We start from the raw sequence: 19,878 nt of genomic DNA on the forward strand, positions 1-19,878 counted from the left end.
GGTTATTCCATATGGTGAATGGCGCTCCGAACCGTGCTGTCTGCCGCTTTAAAGAAGCTGAACAGTACCTGCAGGCCATTCAGGACCGTTTCGAAGCCGCTGAATTTTATTATAAAACAGCGGGTGCATATTACATGATGAAGTCGCCTGCGCTCTCCATTCAATATGTCAACAAAGCGCTGGAAATCTATCAAGGTGAAGCCGGCTACATCAAAAAAACGCTCAGCTGCCGGCTGCTTCTCGCCGTGAATTACATAGACGAGGCACGCTATGAAGACGCAGAACAGCTCTTTAATGAATCCATAAAGATAACGGACCGGATCAATGACAATAACCTGCTGTGCCACGCCTATTATAATTTTGGTTTTTTAAAGACCGCCCAGAAAAAAGATAAAGAGGCCCTCCCTTTTTACAAAAAGGTATTGGGCAATCAGCGTTTCGAGAAAGAGTCTCCCGTTTCCTACCTGCATTGTGTATACGAAGCGGTCAGAGCACTTTTTAAAACCGGATATGCCGCCGAAGGACAAACCGTGCTGCAGAAAGGTTTATACATATCTGAAAAAGTGCAGAACAAGATTATGAAATTGAAGCTGACCGCGCTCAACATACTGTACACCGCTCAGGAGGACCCGTACGACCGATTGCAGAAGCTCGTGCTGGAGCTGCAGAAAATTGAAGCGTGGGTGGATTTGGAAGTGCTGCTTCAGGATATTACTGATTACTACAAAAAAAAGGGCGATTTTGAGAAAGCCGCATTTTTTATCATGCGCGGCTGATCAAAACGCCCCTTCTTTTATCTGACTGAGTTGATTAAGCCCAGCATTTGGTCTCCCAATGTAATCGTGCGGCTGTTCAGCTGATAGGAACGCTGAGACACGATTAAGTCGGTCATTTCTTTTGACATATCGACATTTGAACTTTCAAGCGCGCCCTGCTCCATGCCGATTGCCTGCCGGTTTGCGCCGGTAAGCTCTTCAATCGCTGAAGCCCCCGCTCCGTTTACGGAAAACAGATTATCCCCTTCCGCATGAAGCGCCTGAGGATTATTGACATTGACGATGCCGAGATTAAACGTCTGCGAACGGGTTCCTGCCTGGTCTGAAGCAGTCAGCGTTCCGGTTTTGCTGATTTTCAGCTGATTCAGCGAACTGTCAATTTGTATGGGCTGGCCGTTCTCATCGAGAATGGGATTGCCTCCCGCTGTCATCAGCTGAAGCAGCCGGTCATTTCCGCCGGCCGGCTTGAGGGAAAGTGAGCCGTCCCTTGTATACACCCGCCGTCCGTCCGCTTCTGCCTGAAGATATTGATAAGGTGAGGTGAACGCGATATCAAGGTCACGGTCGGTTTTTTTGATGCTTCCCTGCCCTGAATCCAGCTGCGGAGTCATGACCGTTCCGGCGCCGAGACGCAGGCCGGGCGGCGTTTTCCGCATGTTCGGCGAATTTTCCTTTTTGTCATCTATATGGTCATACTGCTGTCTGATCAGCTCGGAAAAGCGGGAGTCCCTCGCTTTATAGCCTGTCGTATCACTGTTTGAAAGGTTGCTGCTGACTGTATCCATCTGCTGCTGAAGCTGATTTAAGGCTGTTGAAGCCGTCAGCATTGATCTGAGCATCATAATTGAACGTCCCCCATTTTGTTACACTTTGCCGATTTCATTTGCGGCTTTATCCATGCTTTTATCGTAAGCCTGAATGACTTTCTGATTGGCTTCAAATGATCTGTATGCTTCCGTCATTTCTGTATACGTGCTCGTCACGTCCACGTTCGAAAGCTCCGAGACGCCTTGCTTTAATGAATACGAGACTTGGGGATTCGCCGCCGCGCTCGGCAGTTCAGAGCCGTCGGCCGTGCTGTATAGGTCATTGCCGTCCCGTTTCAGATTGCGCACGTCTTCTTCCATTCTGATGTCAATCTGCCCCGCCGGCCGGCCGTTTGTCGTGACCGTTCCGTTTTCTGATACGGTGAATTTTTCATTGTCGACTGTAATCGGCTGTCCGTTTGTTGATAAAACAAGGTTTCCGTTTATCGTAAGCTGATTGTTTTCATTTAATGAGAAAGTGCTGCTTTTTGAATAGCGGACGCCGCCCGCAGTCTGCACGGGATAAAACAGCTCGGCTTTTTCATTCGTTTCGGCATTCTTGGGAACCTGATTCTCCATAAGCGCGATATCGGTCGGCTGATCGGTCGTTTTCAGGCTTCCCTGCGTAAACAACGGTTTCAGCTCCTGCATGTATACGCCTGTGTTGACGGAACCGATTTTCGTTTTTTTGTCGCCTTCTATTCGGCTCAGAAGCATCTCGGGAAAGGCGCGGATTGAACCTTGATCCTCTTTGTATCCTGACGTATTCGCGTTTGCGATGTTATTTGACAGCATTTCCGTTCTTCTCTGCTGTGTAATCATTGCGGACGTTGCGGTATATAATCCTTTTAACAAGTCTTCCACCTCTGAAATAGCATTATTTCCAGTTGCCTCACCGGAACATTTGTTCTATAATGAAAATCAGCATTTTTTCTTATTATCGGATTTACATTCCCGTTCGTGAAGGGTTTGACAGAAAAAAACCCCCATTCTTTTTCAGAATGAGGTTTTATCATCAACTCAGTTTGCGTTTTGGAAGCTTGTCCATGTTATCCAGCATGACGCCGGTTCCGACCGCAACACAATCCATCGGGTTCTCAGCGACAAGAACCGGCACCCTCAGCTCTTCGGCAAGAAGCTGATCAAGCCCGTTTAACAGCGCTCCCCCGCCGGTAATGATAACGCCGCGGTCGATGATGTCAGCGGACAATTCAGGCGGTGTTCTTTCAAGAACCTGCTTGGCGGCCTGCACAATGACGGCAACTGATTCACGAAGGGCTTCTTCCACTTCTTTGCTGTTTACTGTAATCGTTCTCGGCAGACCGGAAACCATGTCACGGCCGCGGATGGTGATTTCTTCATGACGTGCGTCTGGGAAAACCGTTGCGACCTTCACCTTAATATCTTCAGCGGTACGTTCACCGATCAGCAGCTTATACTCGCGTTTGATATAATTTAAGATTTCCATGTCAAACTTGTCCCCAGCCATCTTAATAGAAGAGGAGGTGACAATATCGCCCATAGAAATAACTGCGATATCTGTCGTACCGCCTCCGATGTCAACAACCATGTTACCGCTCGGCTGGAAGATTTCCATACCCGCGCCGATAGCGGCAACTTTCGGTTCTTCTTCAAGGTACACATGCTTTCCGCCGCTTTTTTCAGCTGCTTCTTTAATCGCTTTCTGCTCAACGGATGTAATATTCGTCGGGCAGCAGATCAGCATGCGCGGTTTTGAGAAAAGTCCTTTTACATTCAGCTTATTAATGAAATGTTTCAGCATGGCTTCAGTTACTTCGAAGTCTGCGATTACGCCGTCTTTCAGCGGACGGATCGCAACAATATTCCCAGGTGTACGTCCAACCATTCGTCTGGCTTCTTCACCGACAGCCAGCACTTTGCCGCTGTTTTTATCAAGTGCCACAACGGAAGGCTCATTCAGAACAATTCCTTTTCCTTTTACATGGATCAGTACATTTGCGGTACCGAGGTCAATTCCAATATCCCTTGCAAACATCTATTTATATCCTCCTTGATATCTGTTTCACAGTAAAATATCCACATTGTGCCCTAATTATATATATTATCATAATTTATCAAAAAAAAGCTGCTGAACGATATAAGTTCTTGACAAAATTTTGCGGATATTCGCGAAACCGCCCGGAGGAGAAAAAAGGGCCCGGCAGACGTCAGGCGCTACGGCTGCTGAACGGGCTCCCCTTCAAGAATTTCATCCTTCTTGTACTTTAATTTCGTCGCCTCGCCCCCCCTTAAATGTCTGATGGATTTATGATAATCGAGTATTTCTTTTACTTCATTCGCCAAGTCAGGATTGATTTCAGGCAGGCGTTCTGTCAGATCTTTGTGTACGGTACTTTTGGAAACACCAAACTCTTTCGCAATGACACGAACGGTTTTTTTCGTCTCCACGATATACTTACCAATCTTGATTGTTCGCTCTTTGATGTAATCGTGCACACCACTCGACCTCCCCAGTTGGATGTGAGAAGTGTGAAATGAGATCCGTATTCTGTAACAGATTCACTGATGATGCAGCTTCTTCGTTGTCCGATTATATAAGAAGGTTTTAGAAATATGCCCACGATCCCTCACCTCAAACACTCTCTTTGATAGGTTTGTAACAGTGTATTAGCAATGAATTGGGAATATGCTAAAAACTCAATAAGGACAAGGGGCGGGTCATAATTTTCTGCTTTTTGAACGGGGGGTTTACATCCGCCCGATCCTGGTGTAGAATGAAACAGCACAATTAGTTACTTAGGTAAGTTTTTTGAAAAGGAGAACGGAAATGATCCACGTCAACAGACGCCTCATTCATCAAATCAATCAATGCGCCCGCCTGATTACGAAGAAAGCCAATGAACGGCTGGAACCATTCGGCCTGTACTCCTCTCAATGGTCAATCCTATATTGCTTAAAAACGATCGGACCGATGACCCAAAAAGAAATCTGGTCCTATCTGAACGTAGAGGCGCCGACCGTTACCAGAACGATCAAACGCCTTGAAGAAAACGGCTGGATTCAGCGGGAACAGGGAGAAGACAAGCGGGAAAAGCTCGTCGTCCTGACGAAGGAAGCTGAATTGAAATACGACAGCATCAATCAAGAGATGCTGAAGTTCGAGGAAGACATGCTTGCGGATTTCCAAGATGGAGATAAGGAAGCTTTTTCTGAGTTTCTGAATGTGTTTTTAACGAAATAATAAAGAAAGGGAAGTGCTGTACTTTTGAGTAAATCTGACTCGATCTGGACCAAAGATTTTATTATGGTCGTACTCGTGAATTTATTTGTCTTTGTGTTCTTTTATACATTTTTGGCCGTGCTGCCTATCTATATGATTCAGGAGCTTGGCGGCAGTGAATCGCAAGGAGGGCTTTTGATCAGCCTGTTCCTGTTATCTGCTATTATCACCCGTCCTTTTTCAGGGGCGATTATTGAACGGTTCGGCAAGAAAAGAATGACGATTGTATCTCTGGCGCTGTTCGCCCTGTCTTCTTATCTGTATTTGCCGATACACAATTTCTATCTGCTGCTCGGACTGCGTTTTTTCCAAGGCATCTGGTTCAGCATTTTAACGACGGTCACGGGCGCAATTGCCGCTGACCTTATTCCCGCCAAGCGGCGCGGCGAGGGGCTCGGTTATTTCGCGATGTCTATGAACCTTGCCATGGCGATCGGTCCGTTTCTCGGACTGAGCCTTGTGAAAGTCATATCGTTCCCGGTTTTCTTTACGCTTTTTGCTGTATTTGTTTCTTTAGGCTTGCTGATTGCTTTTATGATTCGTGTGCCGGATCAAAACAACAGCGGAACGACTGTCTTCCGTTTTTCTTTCTCCGACATGTTTGAAAAAGGCGCGCTTAAAATCGCGATTGTCGGGTTGTCCATTTCTTTCTGTTATTCAAGTGTGACTTCATATTTATCCGTTTATGCAAAGACGATCCACCTGTTGGATGTCAGCGGCTATTTCTTCGTCTGTTTCGCCGTGACGATGTTGGCCGCCCGTCCTTTCACAGGAAAGCTGTTTGACAGAGTGGGGCCGGGAATCGTCATCTATCCGTCGATTATCGTGTTCTCCGCGGGGCTTTGCATGCTGGCGATGACAAACAGCGCCCTCATGCTTCTCTTGTCCGGTGCCGTAATCGGTCTCGGATACGGCTCTATCGTACCGTGTATGCAGACGCTGGCGATTCAGAATTCGCCCGGACACCGTTCAGGCTTTGCGACGGCTACCTTCTTCACTTTCTTTGACAGCGGGATTGCCGGCGGGTCATATGTATTCGGCCTCTTCGTCGCTTCGGCCGGATTCCATTCGATTTATCTGGCAGCGGGGCTGTTCGTCCTGATTGCTTTGCTCCTGTATGGCTGGAGCCAGAAAAAAAGAACGCCGCTTGAAGCGGACGGAAACGTTTCAATCGCAGACTGATATGACAAAAAGCCGGGGGGCAGCCCCCGGCTTTTTTTATTCGGCCGCTCTTTCCCGCACGATTCGCCCCTCCGCTTTTGCATAAGGAGGATGAATGTACATAAGCGCCGTATAACCGAGACATGACAAAATGACACCCGCAAACCAGGAAATATCATAGATGCCGGCGAACGCCGGGACGTACATCCCGATTAAAGAAATAAACGCGCCGAGAAAGGTCGCGGCAAAGGCCCGGTAATTATAGCCTTTGTAATAAGTGTACTGTCCGGTTTCCGAATAAAGGTCTTCAACTGAGAGCTGCCTTTTTCTGATGATAAAATAATCAGCCATCATCACCCCGGCCACCGGTCCGAGCATCCCGCCGATGAGTCCGAGAAACGCATATACATTCGTGGCGCTCTCCATCAGCTTCCACGGTATTGTGAACAGAGCCAAAACGGCGGTCAAATACCCTCCCCTTCTGAATGTAATATACTTCGGCAGGACATTCGCCAAGTCATAGGCCGGTGACACGATGTTTGCCGCCACGTTAACCGAGACGGCGGCGATGCAAAGTGTGATGACCGAAAGAGCGATGACGAAAGGATTATCAAACCGGGCCAAAATCTCCACCACATCCCAAATCGGTTCTCCGAATGCTACCTGTGATCCGGATGTCACCGTGATGCTTGCAAACGCAAACAGCGCAAATGTTCCCGGCAGCCCGTAAAACTGGCCGCGAATCTGTTCTTTTTGCGACGCGGCGAACCGGGTGAAGTCAGGGATATTCAGGATCAGCGTCGCCCATATTCCGATAATGCCCGTCACTCCGGCGGCGAACGGCCAAAACGTTTCAGAAAAGGTATGGAACTTTCCCGGCTGTGAGTAAATCGGACCGAGCCCGCCGGCAATATCTATCGCCCACCAGACCATGCCGCCGAAGACGAGATATACAAGCGGGCCCGCCCACACTTCAAATTTTTTGATCGATTCCATGCCGTGCCGCAGCACAAGCAGATGAATGCCCCAAAAGAAAATGAACGACAGAAAGCCCGGCAGATGAAGCCCGAATATATTCCAATCTCCGCCGAGACTCCCCCAGCCAGGCCATATGTTCAAAAGCAGAATGTGTAAAGCCGTACTCCCGGCAAATGTTTGAATTCCGAGCCACATGATGGCTGTAAACGCCCTGAGAAGCGCCGGAATGTTAGCGCCGTATATTCCGTAAGAAGCCCTGATAATGACCGGAAAAGGCAGGCCGTATTTCGTTCCGGCATGGCCGTTCAAGGCCAAAGCGGCGAACAAAATCAGTGACGCCGTCACGATAATGGCGAGCACCTGCCACGGAGAAAGGCCGATCGCAATGAGCCCGCCCACAGTCGCGTAGGTCGGGATATTATGAATACACCCCATCCAGATGGATGCAAAATTCACCGCTTTCCATGTCCGTTCGCCGTCTTCTAAAGGCAGTAAATCTTTGTTGCTTAGCCGATCACTCATTGTTTTTTCATTTTCTCCCTCCCGCATGTACGTTTTCCTTACATCACATGTGAAAAAATATAACTGAAAATTCCGTAAATAACATTGGTTGCTGTCGACAATAATCGTTTTGTTTTTTGAGCACATTACACAAAAAAAGAGACGGGGAGAGCCCGTCTCTTTTTTTTGCGCCTGTTAAGAGGCTTTTTTGAGGAGAACCGAAAACCGGAACGCCATCAAAAGGCTTACGGCGCCGACAACGATAAGAATCGTGCCGAGCATATGAAAATGGCCGGCGGTAATTTCTTTTCCGAAAAGAATGCCCAAAATGACAGAAGACAAAATCGAACCGAGATACCTGCAGGTCTGAAACAGGCCGGACGTTGTTCCGACCATGTCGGCGGGGCTCGTTTTCAGCATAGCCGCCTGAAACGTGACATTTCCGAAGCCGTAGCCGACACCCAGCACGGACAGGATCAGCCCTTTTCCTATCATAGGCGCCTGAAGGAAGAAAAACGTTAACAGCACCGCTCCGATCGCGGTCAGGCAGGTTCCGGCAACAATCGGCTGAAGAAGCCCTTTCTTATCTATCCATTTTCCGGTCAAAGGCGACACCAGAATACTCATGCCCGACATAAACAGCATAATCAATCCGCTTGTCTGAACGGACAAATGCATTTCATCCTGAAAATAGCTCGGAAGCCCGAAAAAGATGCAGTAAAAGAATATATTCAGCAAAATAAATTGAATATACACCGACGATAGTTTCCGATGCGTTTTAAACAGCCTGACATCAATAAACGGCTTCTCCGTTTTCAGCTCGCGCCAGATAAACAGCCCGACAAACAAAAGCCCGAATACGCCTTCTGTATAGTGAGGCTTCGTACTGAAGGACAATAAAAACGACAGGAGAAGGATAATCGCTCCGGCAAACAGAAGTATCCCGATCGTATCAAGCTGGCGGAGCACGCCTTTCAAGCCGCCGATCTCGCGTTTTTCATCTTTCGGAAACATATACATTCCGAGAAAAAAGCTGAGAATGATAAACGGCAGATTGACGAAAAAGATCGCCGGCCACCCTCCCCAAACGATCAGAAAACCGCCGAGAGTCGGACCGAGCGCCGTCATGGCTGATGCAAAGATTGACAGGACGGCCAGCGCCGAAGCCTGCTTCTCCTGTATATTTGAACGGATCAATCCGACGCCGGACGGATATATCGCGCTGCTTCCGATCGATTGAAAAAGCCGCATGATCAGCAATGTCATAAAAGTCGGCGCAAACGGCGCGCCGACCGCCGAGACGGCAACAAGCAGAAGCCCGATCAAAAACAGCTTCTTCCTGCCGAGCATATCACCGAGCTTCCCGGTAACAGGCTGCGCCACCGCGCTGGCAAGATAAAAGGACGATATCAGCCAGGACACCGTTGTAAACGACAGGTGAAATTCATGCTGAATACTGTGAAGCGCAAGAGAAATCATCGACGAGTTCAATGGGTTCAGCATCGTCCCCGAAGCCACGGCCGTCAAGAACAGGACGCGGCTTTTTTTGGAGATTGTCATTTTGTCTGCGCGATAAATTCTTCCGTCGTCCGGCTTCTGCCGATTTTCGGGAAGATAAACTTGAGTGTCGCTTCGTGCTGTTCATCGCTGAATGTCGCCATCGCGTCAGTTACAAAAACCTGCTGATACCCGAGCTGAAAAGCTTCCCGCGCCGTGCTTTCCACACCGATGTTTGTCGCAATCCCGCATAACACAATCGTGTCGATTCCCCGTCTTCTGAGCTGAAGGTCCAGGTCCGTGCCGAAAAACGCGCCCCACTGCCGTTTTGTTACCGTATAATCATTTTCTTTCACTCCGATTTCAGGCACAAATTCAGCCCAATCCGCCGGCGGAGCCGAATGGCCCGCCGCCTCTTCATCCGTCAGCGGCTTCAGCGCATCCGCTCCGTCATGAAAATCCACGTTCACAAAGCTGATAAATCCGCCTTTTTCCCGGAACACATCAATTAATTTTTTCGCGTTCGGCACAACGGTACCGCTTTTATCCATCGGCACAATACCTTTTTGTAAATCAATAATGACCAAAGCCGTTTTTTCAAATTGCAGATTCAATGATGTTGTCATAATGATTCCTCCTGATGCAGTTAGTGTTTCTCACCCCGTTTATTTTACTCTTTCCCGGACAGGATTTCTTCCGCCATGCTCCGGCGCTCTTTTTATGGATATAAAGTCGCATGACACCTCTTTGAAAAAGCGACATTATGAACGCAAAAAACCATGTCAGATAACCTTACACGAAAATGTTTTATCGTTCTTTTTTCTCTATAATAATGAATTAATCACGATTACATTTTGAATGAGACGGAGGAATACAACATGCAGATGGGCGATACAGTATTTATGTTCTTTTGCGCTTTACTCGTGTGGCTGATGACCCCCGGGCTGGCTTTGTTTTACGGCGGAATGGTAAAAAGCAAAAACGTGCTCAGCACGGCGATGCACAGTTTTTCTTCCCTCGCCATCGTATCCGTCGTTTGGGTTTTGTACGGATATTCACTTGCTTTTGCCCCCGGGAATACATGGCTTGGCGGGATTGAATGGGCCGGCCTGAAGGGGGTCGGCTTTGAACCCGGAAGTTATAGTGATACGATCCCGCATTCATTATTCATGATGTTCCAAATGACGTTTGCCGTACTGACGACGGCCATTATTTCCGGAGCATTTGCTGAACGCATGAGATTCAGTGCTTTTCTTGTATTTTCCTTTTTGTGGGCTTCCCTCGTATATACGCCCGTTGCGCACTGGGTATGGGGCGGCGGCTGGATCGGCCAAATGGGCGCTCTTGACTTCGCAGGCGGAAACGTCGTCCACATTTCTTCCGGGGCCGCCGGGCTCGTGCTGGCGATTGTGCTCGGGAAACGCAAGGACGGCACGGCGGCTTCGCCTCACAACTTAATTTACACGTTCTTGGGCGGGGCGCTCATTTGGTTCGGATGGTTCGGCTTCAATGTCGGCAGCGCCCTCACGCTTGACAGTATCGCGATGTTTGCCTTCATTAACACAAACACCGCGGCTGCGGCCGGAATTATCGGCTGGATTTTAATCGAATGGATGCTGAACAAAAAACCGACCATGCTGGGCGCTGTATCAGGCGCTATTGCCGGGCTTGTCGCCATTACGCCGGCTGCCGGGTTCGTTACGCCGTTCTCTTCCATCGTAATCGGCTTCATCGGCGGGCTTGTCTGCTTCTGGGGCGTGTATTGGCTTAAAAAGACTTTCGGATACGATGATGCGCTTGACGCTTTCGGCCTGCATGGAATCGGCGGGACATGGGGCGGCATCGCGACCGGTTTATTCGCCACCACTTCCGTCAATGACGGCGGGGCAAACGGGCTGTTTTACGGCGATCCGGGACTGCTCTGGAAGCAGATTGCAGCCATTGCGGCAACCTATGTATTTGTATTTATTGTCACTTTCGTTATCATTAAAATTGTAGGTCTGTTCATTCCCCTCCGCGCCAGCGAAGAAGAAGAGTCACTTGGGCTTGATTTAACGATGCATGGGGAAAAAGCATATCAGGACTTATAAAGTGAGGAGTGGCTTAGATGAGCGGTCAAATGTTCAAGGTAGAAATCGTTACGCGTCCGGCTAAGTTTGAAACATTAAAACAGGAACTCGGTAAAATCGGAGTCACATCGCTGACCTTCTCCAACGTACACGGCTGCGGCCTTCAAAAAGCTCACACCGAACTGTACCGCGGAGTCAAAATTGAAAGCAATGTGTATGAACGGCTGAAAGTGGAAATCGTTGTCTGCAAGGTTCCCGTTGATCAAGTGGTGGAAACGGCGAAAAAAGTGCTGAAAACGGGAGAGCCCGGAGACGGCAAAATATTCGTCTATGAAATCGGAAACACGATTAATATCCGCACCGGAGAAGAAGGACCGGGAGCTTTATAAACAGACAGAACGCCCGGAGACAGAAATATCCCGGGCGTTTTTTCTGGCTTCATTAAAAAGAAGAAGCCTTTTTTTCATGCGGGGCAGGACGCTTATGCCGTACGGTTTGTTTTTTCGCATATGTACTGATATTGACCAGTATGCCGCACAAAAACAGCGTCATAATCAATGAAGAACCGCCATAACTGATAAACGGAAGCGGCACACCCGTAACCGGGAGGAGTCCGCTCATCGCTCCCAAATTCAAGACAACCTGAAACATCAATTGAAACGTAATTCCGATGGCAAGAAGCTTCCCGAACGGGTCATCAGCCCGCACGGCCGTTTTTACGCCGAGAAGCATTAACGCAAAATATAATCCCAAAACGATCAGAACACCGAATATCCCCAGCTCTTCGCTGATCACGGCCATAATGAAATCGGTATGCGCCTCAGGCAGATAGTTCATTTTTTCAACACTGTTTCCAAGCCCTCTTCCGAAAAACCCGCCTCCGGAAATAGCAAAATAGGATTGAATCAGCTGATAGCCGTCCCCGTTCGCGTCACCAAACGGATTGGTAAAGGAAACGAGGCGCTTCACACGATAGGAAGCAGAAAATGCGAGATAAACAACCCCCGACACCGCCGTCGCGCCGAGCACGAACAGATGGCGCTTTTTCAAGCCGGCACATAATAAAATCGACCCGCACGCCGCCAGTATTAAGGAAGCCGTCCCTAAATCAGGCTCCGCCAAAGTCAGCAGAAAAGCGGTCCCCAAAATCACTAAAGGCGGCAGAACCCCTTTCACAAATTGATGAATGTACGGCTGCTTTTTCGTATAAATCGAAGCGAAATACAAAATCATGGCGATCTTCGCCAATTCAGACGGCTGTACGACAAGCGGGCCCGCTCCCAGCCACCTGCGGGAAAAATTCCGCTCCAGCCCGATTCCCGGTATCAATACGAGCAGCAGCAATACCAGCGAACCGACCACAAACAGCGGTACAAGCCGCGCATACCGCTTATACGGCAGACAGGCGGCAAATAGAAATAAGCATAATCCTATCAGTAAAGAGGCACTTTGTTTATGGAAGAAATAGGATGGATCTCCGTACCGCTGAGACCCCATCACATCACTGGCGCTGTACACCATTAACAAGCCGAATCCGCAAAGCAGCATAATGACAAACACAAGCGGCAGATCGGCGTTTTTCAAACGTTTCAGCAACGGACAAAACTCCTTCGGCTATTCTTTTCCCGCATACTTGACGCACAGTAATACAGTCACGTTTCATTCTGTTTACTTTTTTATGATTATTTTTAATACCAATTGTGTCTCATAGAAAAAAGCATTACACTGTTCATATAAAATAAAGATAAAAGGTGATATTTGTGAATTACGAACTATTTAAAGCGATCAATGGTTTGTCGCACCATAGTGCCATTCTCGACTCTATCATGGTATTTATAACGGAATACGCCATTTACGCCTACGCCCTTTTCCTGCTTGCCATGTGGCTGTTCGGAAGCACAAAAGGCAGACAAAACGCCCTGTACGCGGGCTTCACGGGTGTTGCGGCGCTTATCATCAACTACCTCATCACGAAAGTCTATGTCGAGCCGCGCCCCTTTGTCGAGCATACGGTTCATACGCTGATCCCTCATGCCGCGGATGCTTCATTTCCGAGTGACCATACGACAGGCGCTTTGGCGATTTCAATTGCGATTCTGTTCCGCAACAAAAAACTCGGCTGGCCGCTTGTGATTTTCGGCCTTTTGACCGGCTTCTCAAGAATTTGGGTCGGCCATCATTATCCGATCGATGTGCTCGGAAGCATTGTCGTTTCCCTCATTGTCGGATTCCTGCTGTTCAGATTTTCAAATGTGCTTCGTCCGATTGTCGATCTGATCGTGCGAATCTATGAAAGTATCGTTCATAAAAGCAAATCGACAAACCATAATATATAAAAAAGCCGGCGTCTGTCACAGACTGCCGGTTTTTGTATGTTTGGCTGTATGCTTTTTCCTTTGTAAAGCACAGAATGCGGCAATGCCGAGACTGTCAATCATCACATCGCGGAGGCATCCGTTTCTGCCGAAAAAGAGCTGGACGATTTCTGTCAGGAAAGCGGCGGCCAATGCATACAGCACCGCCCTCTTCATGCGCCTGCGCTCCCTGAAAAACAAATAGGCGAGCACAAAAAATGAAAACGCGTGCCCAAGCTTTTGAATCGCCGCTTCCGGTATGGCGAGCTCCGCCATATCGAACACAAAGAAACCGGACACATCTGGATGGGACGTGAAACGGAAGGACACCGTCTGCGACACAATCATATCGTGAAAGCTTTCAGTCAAAGCAGAAACGAAAACAAAGACGAGCCACCCGGCCGCCAGACATTTATTCATTCAGCATCTCCTTCGTTTTCTACTAGTATAAAGGCACATGCGGCAATATGAAAAGCGCCTATCAGAGCTGATAGACGCTTTGGGATCAAGATTACTTGCCCGAATCTTTCATTGAGCCGTCATCTTTACCATCTGTCTTGTCTTTTGTGCCGTCCTCTTTGTCACCTGGTTTTTCTTCGGTTTCTTTTTTAGGCGTCACATCTTTTTTCTCGGAAGACTGCTGAATTGACCCTTCCGTTTCTTCTGTTACAGCGTTTTTCTCTTCAGCCGCCGCTTTTTCAATAGATGTTACCGGCTTGTCCATAAAATTGAGCGGGTTCATCGCTACGCCGTCCTTGCGGATTTCAAAGTGCACGTGATTTCCGCTTTCTTCACTGTAAAGATTTTTTCCGGATTTACCGATAACCTGGTTCTGCTTTACTTTGTCGCCCTGATCCACGCTGACTTCAGATAAAGACTGATAGACAGTAGACAGGCCGTCTGAGTGTTCAATTTCAACCACATACCCCAGTACCGGGTCTTTAGCAGCTTTAACAACCGTACCGCTCAGAGAAGCAGAAACATCAAATGATTTTCCGTCTTTCTCAGCTAAGTCAATTCCTTTACTGAGGCTGTACGTGTTATTATAGTTAACAAGTGCTGCTTCTTTCTCTTTTTTGCGGCATCAGATTCGTAAAACTTTTTCACAACAGAAACATTTTCAGAATGAGCAGCCGGCATTGCGACGTTTTCCATTGACTTGCCTACTTCGACGGCATCGTCTTTGCCGCTGTCATACGCGGAGTTTCCGCCGTTGTTCGTCAGATTGTCCTTCACATCATTCGAAACGGATTGATACCAAAGGACAGCTGTTAAAATGACGGCCGCACTGACTAAGTAGATTGCAGGGAATATCCAGCGTTTGCGAAAAAACCGCTGAAGTTTTTTGACTTGAGAAGTTTTCTTTTCTTCCTCTCTCATTTGTTCATCACCTCAGCAACATTCTGAACACTTTTCTGAAAATATATACACATCCATAAAAAACTTTTTTGGAAGTAGTATGTGCAGATTGCACTTAATTATGTAATGAAATGTGAAGGGAGATCCCGGAATATGAATTTAACCCTGCGCAAAGCCGTATTGGAGGATTTAGATGCGGTGGTGGCCATATACAACTCGACGATTGCCTCACGAATGGTAACGGCTGATACGGAAGAAGTGACGCCCGCAGACCGGATGGATTGGTTTTTGCGGCACACGGACCGGCGCCCGCTGATGGTCGCGGAAGATGAGACCGGCAAAGTGGCGGCCTGGATCAGCTTTGAAACGTTTTACGGCCGTCCGGCCTATGACAAAACGGCGGAGATCAGCATCTATCTGCATCAGGATTGCCGCGGCAAAGGAGCAGGAAGCTTTCTGCTGAAAGAAGCCCTGGCACTCGCTCCGACAATCGGCATCCGCAGCCTGATGGCTTTTATCTTCGGACATAATGTGCCGAGCATTAAGCTGTTTGAAAAATTCGGTTTTACCGAATGGGGCGTATTCCCGGGTATCGCCGAAATGGACGGAAAACGATATGACTTGAACATTTTAGGGAGAGAACTGTCATGATCACCATCGATAAAGACAAAGACGAAAACCAGCCGCTCAATAAAAAAGCCCGTTCCCTTGCCGACATCGCCAAATGGGGAAAGATCACCGCCGTGTTTCTGATCATCACGGGCTCTCTTTCCGCTCTGTCAGCCATTGTGACGCTGCTCGGAGCCATTCCGGGTGTTCTGCTCATCATTTCCGGCGTCATGCTGATGCGCTCGGCAAAAGCGGCTGCCGCCCTTCAGGAAGGACTAGAAGAAAACGCGGAAGAAAATATGCTTGCACATTACGCGTCATTTATCAAAATGCAGTTTTTTTACGCGGCATCCAGTGTGGTACTGGGCATTCTCGCTTTTATTTTAGTCGTCATCTTCGCTGTCATCGGAATTATGGCTTATTACAGCACTGATACGTATGACACGCCTGATTCATATTACTATGAGAACGACCCTGTGTTTGAATGACAAAAAGAGCTGATCGCGCGTCAGCTCTTTTTTTAATAAAGCATTTCTTTTTTCCGGTCTTCTTCCGTTAAAAATTCAATAAAGCTCTTCATCGCAGACGGCTCCTCGGCAATCAGCCGGGTATAGGCGCTTTTCCGTTCCTCAGACAGAATATCGCTTTTTCTGATCCTGTTCAGCATATAAATGCGGATCGTTTTTTGCACCTGTTTCCGCTGATAGCCGGCTTCCTTAAAAAACGCAAGACCCAGAGCCGCAAGGAGGGCAAAAATGCCGGCCGATACGAGAGCTCCCCTCCCGGAAGGGGCCTGAATCAAAAGCGATGCCAGATGAAACAGACTAAAAGCGGCGAGCGGGAAAGCAAGAAAACGGTAAATGATGCTTTTTTTCATCAGCGGCGCGATGGCGATTTGTATTTTCTGAATTTCTTTTTTTATGAATCCCGGCAATTGTTCCGCATGCTCCAGCTTCATGCCCTCTCCCCTTTGCTGTCATTTTTGTCTTCTTTTTCATATATGCATATTTTACCGCACTCGGAACTTTCTTTGAAAGAAAACTGCATTCATCTTTGATTCCGGCTCTTTATTCTTTCAAAATGTCAATGTTATAATTTGAAATGGGAATCAGATTGCTGCACTTGTCGGAATACTAATGGGCACAGTCTTGATAAATATGATATAGCGGGGTTGCAAAGTGAGCATTTCATTTATTTTATTCGGATTTTTTTTCGTTTTAAATATACTTTTGGCCGTCATCATGATTTTCAAAGAAAGACGCGATGCCAGCGCTTCATGGGCTTGGCTCTTGGTTCTTTTTTTTATTCCCATTTTAGGGTTTATTTTATACCTGTTATTCGGCCATAACCTGAGACGCAAGCATCTGTTTCAATGGGAAGACCGTAAAAAAATCGGGATAGAAAAGCTGCTGAAGTTTCAGCTGAAAGATCTGAAGTCGAGGCAATTCCAATTTAACAACAGGGCGACTGTGGATAATAAAGACCTCATCTATATGCTTGTCATGAACAACCACGCAGTCTTTACAGAGGATAATTCGGTGGAGATTTTAACGGACGGGCGCGATAAGTTCAAACGCTTAATGAAGGACATTTCCAACGCAAAAGATCACATTCACCTTCAATACTATATTTATAAAGGTGATGAACTGGGAAAAAAATTGCGCGATGCCTTAGTGAAAAAAGCACGGGAAGGCGTAAAAGTCAGAGTGTTATATGATGAACTCGGTTCAAGATCACTCAGAAAAAATTCTTCAAACCGCTGCGGGACGCCGGCGGCCATGTGGAAGTCTTTTTCCTTCCAGGCTTCGTCCGATTAATTTGCGGCTCAATTATCGGAATCACCGCAAGCTCGTCATCATTGACGGCGAAACCGGCTATGTCGGCGGCTTTAACGTCGGAGATGAATATCTCGGCCTGAATCCGAAATTCGGCTACTGGCGCGATACGCACCTCAGACTTCAAGGCACGGCGGTACACGCCATTCAGACACGGTTTATTCTCGATTGGAACCAAGCCTCCCATCACCATACGCTCACTTACGTTCCGAATCATTTTCCGGAATGCGAGCCGAAGGGCAATGTCGGGATGCAGATTGTCACGAGCGGACCTGATTCAGAATGGGAACAAATTAAAAACGGCTATATCAAGATGATCTCAACGGCCAAACGATCGATCCTGATTCAGACGCCTTACTTTATTCCAGACTCAAGTCTTTTGGACGCCCTCAGGATCGCCTGTCTGTCAGGCATCGACGTCAAAATCATGATCCCGAACAAACCGGATCACGCTTTCGTTTACTGGGCGACTTTATCTTACATCGGCGATCTTTTGAAAGCCGGAGCCTCAGTCTACATTTACGATAACGGCTTTATTCATGCAAAAACGATTGTCGTTGATGATGAGACGGCTTCAGTCGGTACGGCGAATATCGACGTCAGAAGCTTCAGACTTAATTTTGAGGTCAACGCCTTTATTTATGACGTCACCATCGCGAAAAAACTCATTTCCTCATTTAAAGAAGATCTGCTCGTCTCCAGAAAATATACGTATGAAGAATATCAGGAGCGTTCGCTGCGGATCCGCATTAAAGAATCGATTTCAAGACTTCTGTCGCCGATTTTGTAATTCCCGGGGTGTTTCTCGGGAATTTTCTGATATAAAAACGGACACGGCTTGAAAAAACACATTTTATATTCAAAAGAATGACCGAATAGTGTATAAATGAAAAGTGAGTATTTTTTTGTAAAGGAGTGCCATAGTTTGAAACCTGAATCAGTGAATCGTTCGCTTATTTCTATTTCGAAATGGGGAAAAGCGACAGGTATTTTATTTATTATTATAGGCGCGTTTGCGGCGCTGTCGGGCGCGTTTTTCTTTTTAATCGGAGCCATTCCCGGCGTTTTGCAGATCATTGCCGGCATTTTTCTGATGCGCTCGGCAAATGAAGCGGGACAGATGGCGGCGCAGTTCAATGAACTGACAGAGGAACATATGCTGGAGAATTATGCAAAGTTCGTGAAAATGCAGGGGATCTATCTGATCGTGACGGTCGGCTTGTCCGTTCTCGGTATCGTTCTTTTCATTGTCCTCATGACGCTCGGCATCGTGGACGGCGTGTTTAATAATATTGATGCCAATACATATTAAAAAGGAAAATCCCGGCGCATCCGCCCGGGATTTTTTCTTATTCCGCTTCTCCGACAACGGTAAAGTTTTTCTGCTTTGGATTTGCCAATACGGCGGCGAACAGCATTGACGCTGTATGCAGATATTCTTTCGGCAAAAAAGTTTTTTCAAATAAAACTTTTCCTCAGAGTTTCAACTGAAATCACTCAGTTCTGCGAAATAAGGCTATGGCGGTACAAGACCACTCATCATACAGTTTTTTGGGTCTTTGTAATTAAATTACAATTGTTCTTAATATTTACTCATGTATTCATGCTATTATATTGAAAGGAACGATCAAAAGCGTTGGCGTTTGTTAAATATTTACGAGTGCTGCCTCATGTCAAAGTCAGAAAAAATAGTATAGGAGGTAACATATGTTTAAGTTTAAAAGAAATTCTTAGTGGGATTGACGGCAGCTTTCATGAGTATCAGCATGTTTTCGGCAACCGCCTCTGCAGCTGGCACAGATTACTGGCAAAATTGGACTGACGGGGGCGGAACAGTAAACGCAGTCAATGGCTCTGGCGGGAATTACAGTGTTAATTGGTCTAATACCGGGAATTTCGTTGTTGGTAAAGGCTGGACTACAGGCTCGCCATTTAGAACAATAAACTATAATGCCGGAGTTTGGGCGCCGAATGGCAATGGATATTTGACTTTATACGGCTGGACGAGAGCACCTCTCATCGAATATTATGTGGTGGATTCATGGGGTACTTACAGACCTACCGGAACGTATAAAGGTACTGTAAAGAGTGATGGAGGTACATATGACATATATACAACGACACGTTATAATGCACCTTCCATTGATGGCGATAACACTACTTTTACGCAGTACTGGAGTGTCCGCCAGTCGAAGAGACCAACCGGAAGCAACGCTGCAATCACTTTCAGCAATCATGTTAACGCATGGAAGAGCCATGGAATGAATCTGGGCAGTAATTGGGCTTATCAAGTCTTAGCGACAGAAGGATATAAAAGCAGCGGAAGTTCTAATGTAACAGTGTGGTAACAGCTCATCTTTAATGAGGGGCAGCTAACGGGCTGCTGATCGTTCCTTGAGAAATTTTATAATGATTGTGAAGAGGCGAACGGTTTTGGCATTACCGGAGGCAGGATATTCTCCATCAGTTTTTTTAGCGCGTATTAAAATAAGAGTTCCGTCATTTTTCGGTAACCCGCTTACAACAGACACCTTCACATAAGCCTTAAGCAAAATAAAAATATCCCGGTTACCACCTCCTTTAGTTTCGGAGGATTTCTTCATTCAACAGATCGCAATCCCGCATCCAGGCTTGTCTGAATATGAAGCCAAAACCGTGATTTCCTCATTAT

19 protein-coding genes and 3 pseudogenes are annotated in these 19,878 nt (G+C 47.2%); 11 read left to right on the forward strand and 11 right to left on the reverse strand.

Translation table 11 applies throughout. The features are described from left to right. Positions 1 to 776: tetratricopeptide repeat protein (locus D368_RS00785; protein WP_486129186.1), on the forward strand; the 776-nt coding region annotated here is incomplete at its 5' end. A 17-nt stretch (positions 777 to 793) separates the two neighbouring features. Here D368_RS00785 and D368_RS00790 read toward each other — a convergent pair. The 4 genes from D368_RS00790 to spoIIID all read right to left on the reverse strand — a co-directional run bounded on the left by D368_RS00790 (position 794) and on the right by spoIIID (position 4,060). Next, positions 794 to 1,615: a flagellar hook-basal body protein gene (locus tag D368_RS00790; protein WP_031379247.1), complete on the reverse strand. Its 822-nt coding sequence runs from the start codon at positions 1,613 to 1,615 to the stop codon at positions 794 to 796. 24 nt (positions 1,616 to 1,639) lie between these two features. Then, the gene (gene flhO, locus D368_RS00795; protein WP_101562509.1) at positions 1,640 to 2,437 is read right to left on the reverse strand and encodes a flagellar hook-basal body complex protein FlhO; all 798 of its coding nucleotides are present in this window, start codon (positions 2,435 to 2,437) and stop codon (positions 1,640 to 1,642) included. A gap of 160 nt (positions 2,438 to 2,597) precedes the next feature. Continuing rightward, complete coding sequence (mbl, locus tag D368_RS00800) at positions 2,598 to 3,599, reverse strand: cell shape-determining protein Mbl (protein WP_003151237.1); 1,002 nt, start codon at positions 3,597 to 3,599, stop codon at positions 2,598 to 2,600. Between the two features lie 179 nt (positions 3,600 to 3,778). After that, positions 3,779 to 4,060, reverse strand: a complete 282-nt coding sequence (gene spoIIID, locus D368_RS00805) for a sporulation transcriptional regulator SpoIIID (RefSeq protein WP_003151236.1) — start codon at positions 4,058 to 4,060, stop codon at positions 3,779 to 3,781. Between the two features lie 331 nt (positions 4,061 to 4,391). On the opposite strand from spoIIID, the gene D368_RS00810 reads away from it, so the two are divergent. Together D368_RS00810 and D368_RS00815 are read left to right on the forward strand one after the other, a co-directional pair. Beyond that, on the forward strand, positions 4,392 to 4,805 hold the full coding sequence (locus tag D368_RS00810) for a MarR family winged helix-turn-helix transcriptional regulator (protein WP_007407562.1): 414 nt from the start codon (positions 4,392 to 4,394) through the stop codon (positions 4,803 to 4,805). Between the two features lie 24 nt (positions 4,806 to 4,829). Then, positions 4,830 to 6,026, forward strand: a complete 1,197-nt coding sequence (locus D368_RS00815) for an MFS transporter (RefSeq protein ID WP_128574475.1) — start codon at positions 4,830 to 4,832, stop codon at positions 6,024 to 6,026. A gap of 36 nt (positions 6,027 to 6,062) precedes the next feature. On the opposite strand, the gene D368_RS00820 is transcribed toward D368_RS00815, so the two are convergent. The 3 genes from D368_RS00820 to D368_RS00830 form a co-directional block, all read right to left on the reverse strand. Further along, positions 6,063 to 7,505 (reverse strand): NCS1 family nucleobase:cation symporter-1, encoded by a 1,443-nt coding sequence (locus tag D368_RS00820; protein ID WP_486129187.1) that lies wholly within the window; start codon positions 7,503 to 7,505, stop codon positions 6,063 to 6,065. 174 nt (positions 7,506 to 7,679) lie between these two features. Next, positions 7,680 to 9,044: an MFS transporter gene (locus tag D368_RS00825; RefSeq protein WP_003151229.1), complete on the reverse strand. Its 1,365-nt coding sequence runs from the start codon at positions 9,042 to 9,044 to the stop codon at positions 7,680 to 7,682. Then, entirely contained in the window at positions 9,041 to 9,607 is a 567-nt protein-coding gene (locus D368_RS00830; RefSeq protein ID WP_007614320.1) for an isochorismatase family protein, read from the reverse strand. The genes D368_RS00825 and D368_RS00830 overlap by 4 nt, the downstream gene beginning before the upstream one ends. A gap of 252 nt (positions 9,608 to 9,859) precedes the next feature. Between D368_RS00830 and D368_RS00835 the strand changes: the two genes are divergently transcribed. Both D368_RS00835 and D368_RS00840 read left to right on the forward strand, forming a co-directional pair. Next, the gene (locus tag D368_RS00835; RefSeq protein WP_060673906.1) at positions 9,860 to 11,071 is read left to right on the forward strand and encodes an ammonium transporter; all 1,212 of its coding nucleotides are present in this window, start codon (positions 9,860 to 9,862) and stop codon (positions 11,069 to 11,071) included. A gap of 17 nt (positions 11,072 to 11,088) precedes the next feature. Continuing rightward, a complete protein-coding gene (locus D368_RS00840) occupies positions 11,089 to 11,439 on the forward strand; it encodes a P-II family nitrogen regulator (RefSeq protein WP_128574477.1) in 351 nt (116 codons plus the stop codon). A gap of 52 nt (positions 11,440 to 11,491) precedes the next feature. Here D368_RS00840 and ftsW read toward each other — a convergent pair whose 3' ends face one another. Next, a complete protein-coding gene (ftsW, locus tag D368_RS00845; RefSeq protein ID WP_003151221.1) occupies positions 11,492 to 12,646 on the reverse strand; it encodes a putative lipid II flippase FtsW in 1,155 nt (384 codons plus the stop codon). 164 nt (positions 12,647 to 12,810) lie between these two features. On the opposite strand from ftsW, the gene D368_RS00850 reads away from it, so the two are divergent. Further along, on the forward strand, positions 12,811 to 13,386 hold the full coding sequence (locus D368_RS00850) for an undecaprenyl-diphosphatase (protein WP_128574478.1): 576 nt from the start codon (positions 12,811 to 12,813) through the stop codon (positions 13,384 to 13,386). Between the two features lie 15 nt (positions 13,387 to 13,401). Here D368_RS00850 and D368_RS00855 read toward each other — a convergent pair whose 3' ends face one another. Then, the gene (locus D368_RS00855; protein WP_070082500.1) at positions 13,402 to 13,824 is read right to left on the reverse strand and encodes a VanZ family protein; all 423 of its coding nucleotides are present in this window, start codon (positions 13,822 to 13,824) and stop codon (positions 13,402 to 13,404) included. A 91-nt stretch (positions 13,825 to 13,915) separates the two neighbouring features. Further along, a pseudogene (spoIIQ, locus tag D368_RS00860) lies at positions 13,916 to 14,784 on the reverse strand (stage II sporulation protein SpoIIQ). Between the two features lie 132 nt (positions 14,785 to 14,916). Here spoIIQ and D368_RS00865 point away from each other — a divergent pair. Beyond that, on the forward strand, positions 14,917 to 15,414 hold the full coding sequence (locus D368_RS00865; protein ID WP_003151217.1) for a GNAT family N-acetyltransferase: 498 nt from the start codon (positions 14,917 to 14,919) through the stop codon (positions 15,412 to 15,414). Beyond that, positions 15,411 to 15,860, forward strand: a complete 450-nt coding sequence (locus D368_RS00870; protein ID WP_003151216.1) for a DUF5362 family protein — start codon at positions 15,411 to 15,413, stop codon at positions 15,858 to 15,860. The genes D368_RS00865 and D368_RS00870 overlap by 4 nt, the downstream gene beginning before the upstream one ends. A 32-nt stretch (positions 15,861 to 15,892) precedes the next feature. Here D368_RS00870 and D368_RS00875 read toward each other — a convergent pair whose 3' ends face one another. Beyond that, entirely contained in the window at positions 15,893 to 16,330 is a 438-nt protein-coding gene (locus D368_RS00875) for a DUF5392 family protein (protein WP_064108059.1), read from the reverse strand. Between the two features lie 220 nt (positions 16,331 to 16,550). Here D368_RS00875 and cls point away from each other — a divergent pair. The 3 genes and pseudogenes from cls (at position 16,551) to xynA (ending at position 19,555) form a co-directional block, all read left to right on the forward strand. After that, positions 16,551 to 17,997 (forward strand): annotated as a pseudogene (cls, locus tag D368_RS00880) (cardiolipin synthase). Between the two features lie 135 nt (positions 17,998 to 18,132). Further along, the gene (locus D368_RS00885) at positions 18,133 to 18,519 is read left to right on the forward strand and encodes a DUF5362 family protein (protein ID WP_070082504.1); all 387 of its coding nucleotides are present in this window, start codon (positions 18,133 to 18,135) and stop codon (positions 18,517 to 18,519) included. Between the two features lie 395 nt (positions 18,520 to 18,914). Further along, positions 18,915 to 19,555 (forward strand): annotated as a pseudogene (xynA, locus tag D368_RS00890) (endo-1,4-beta-xylanase XynA). Positions 19,556 to 19,878 lie beyond the last annotated feature (323 nt).

It is taken from the genome of Paenibacillus lentimorbus NRRL B-30488 (genome assembly GCF_000411595.1).
Classification (GTDB): Bacteria; Bacillota; Bacilli; order Bacillales; family Bacillaceae; genus Bacillus; species Bacillus velezensis.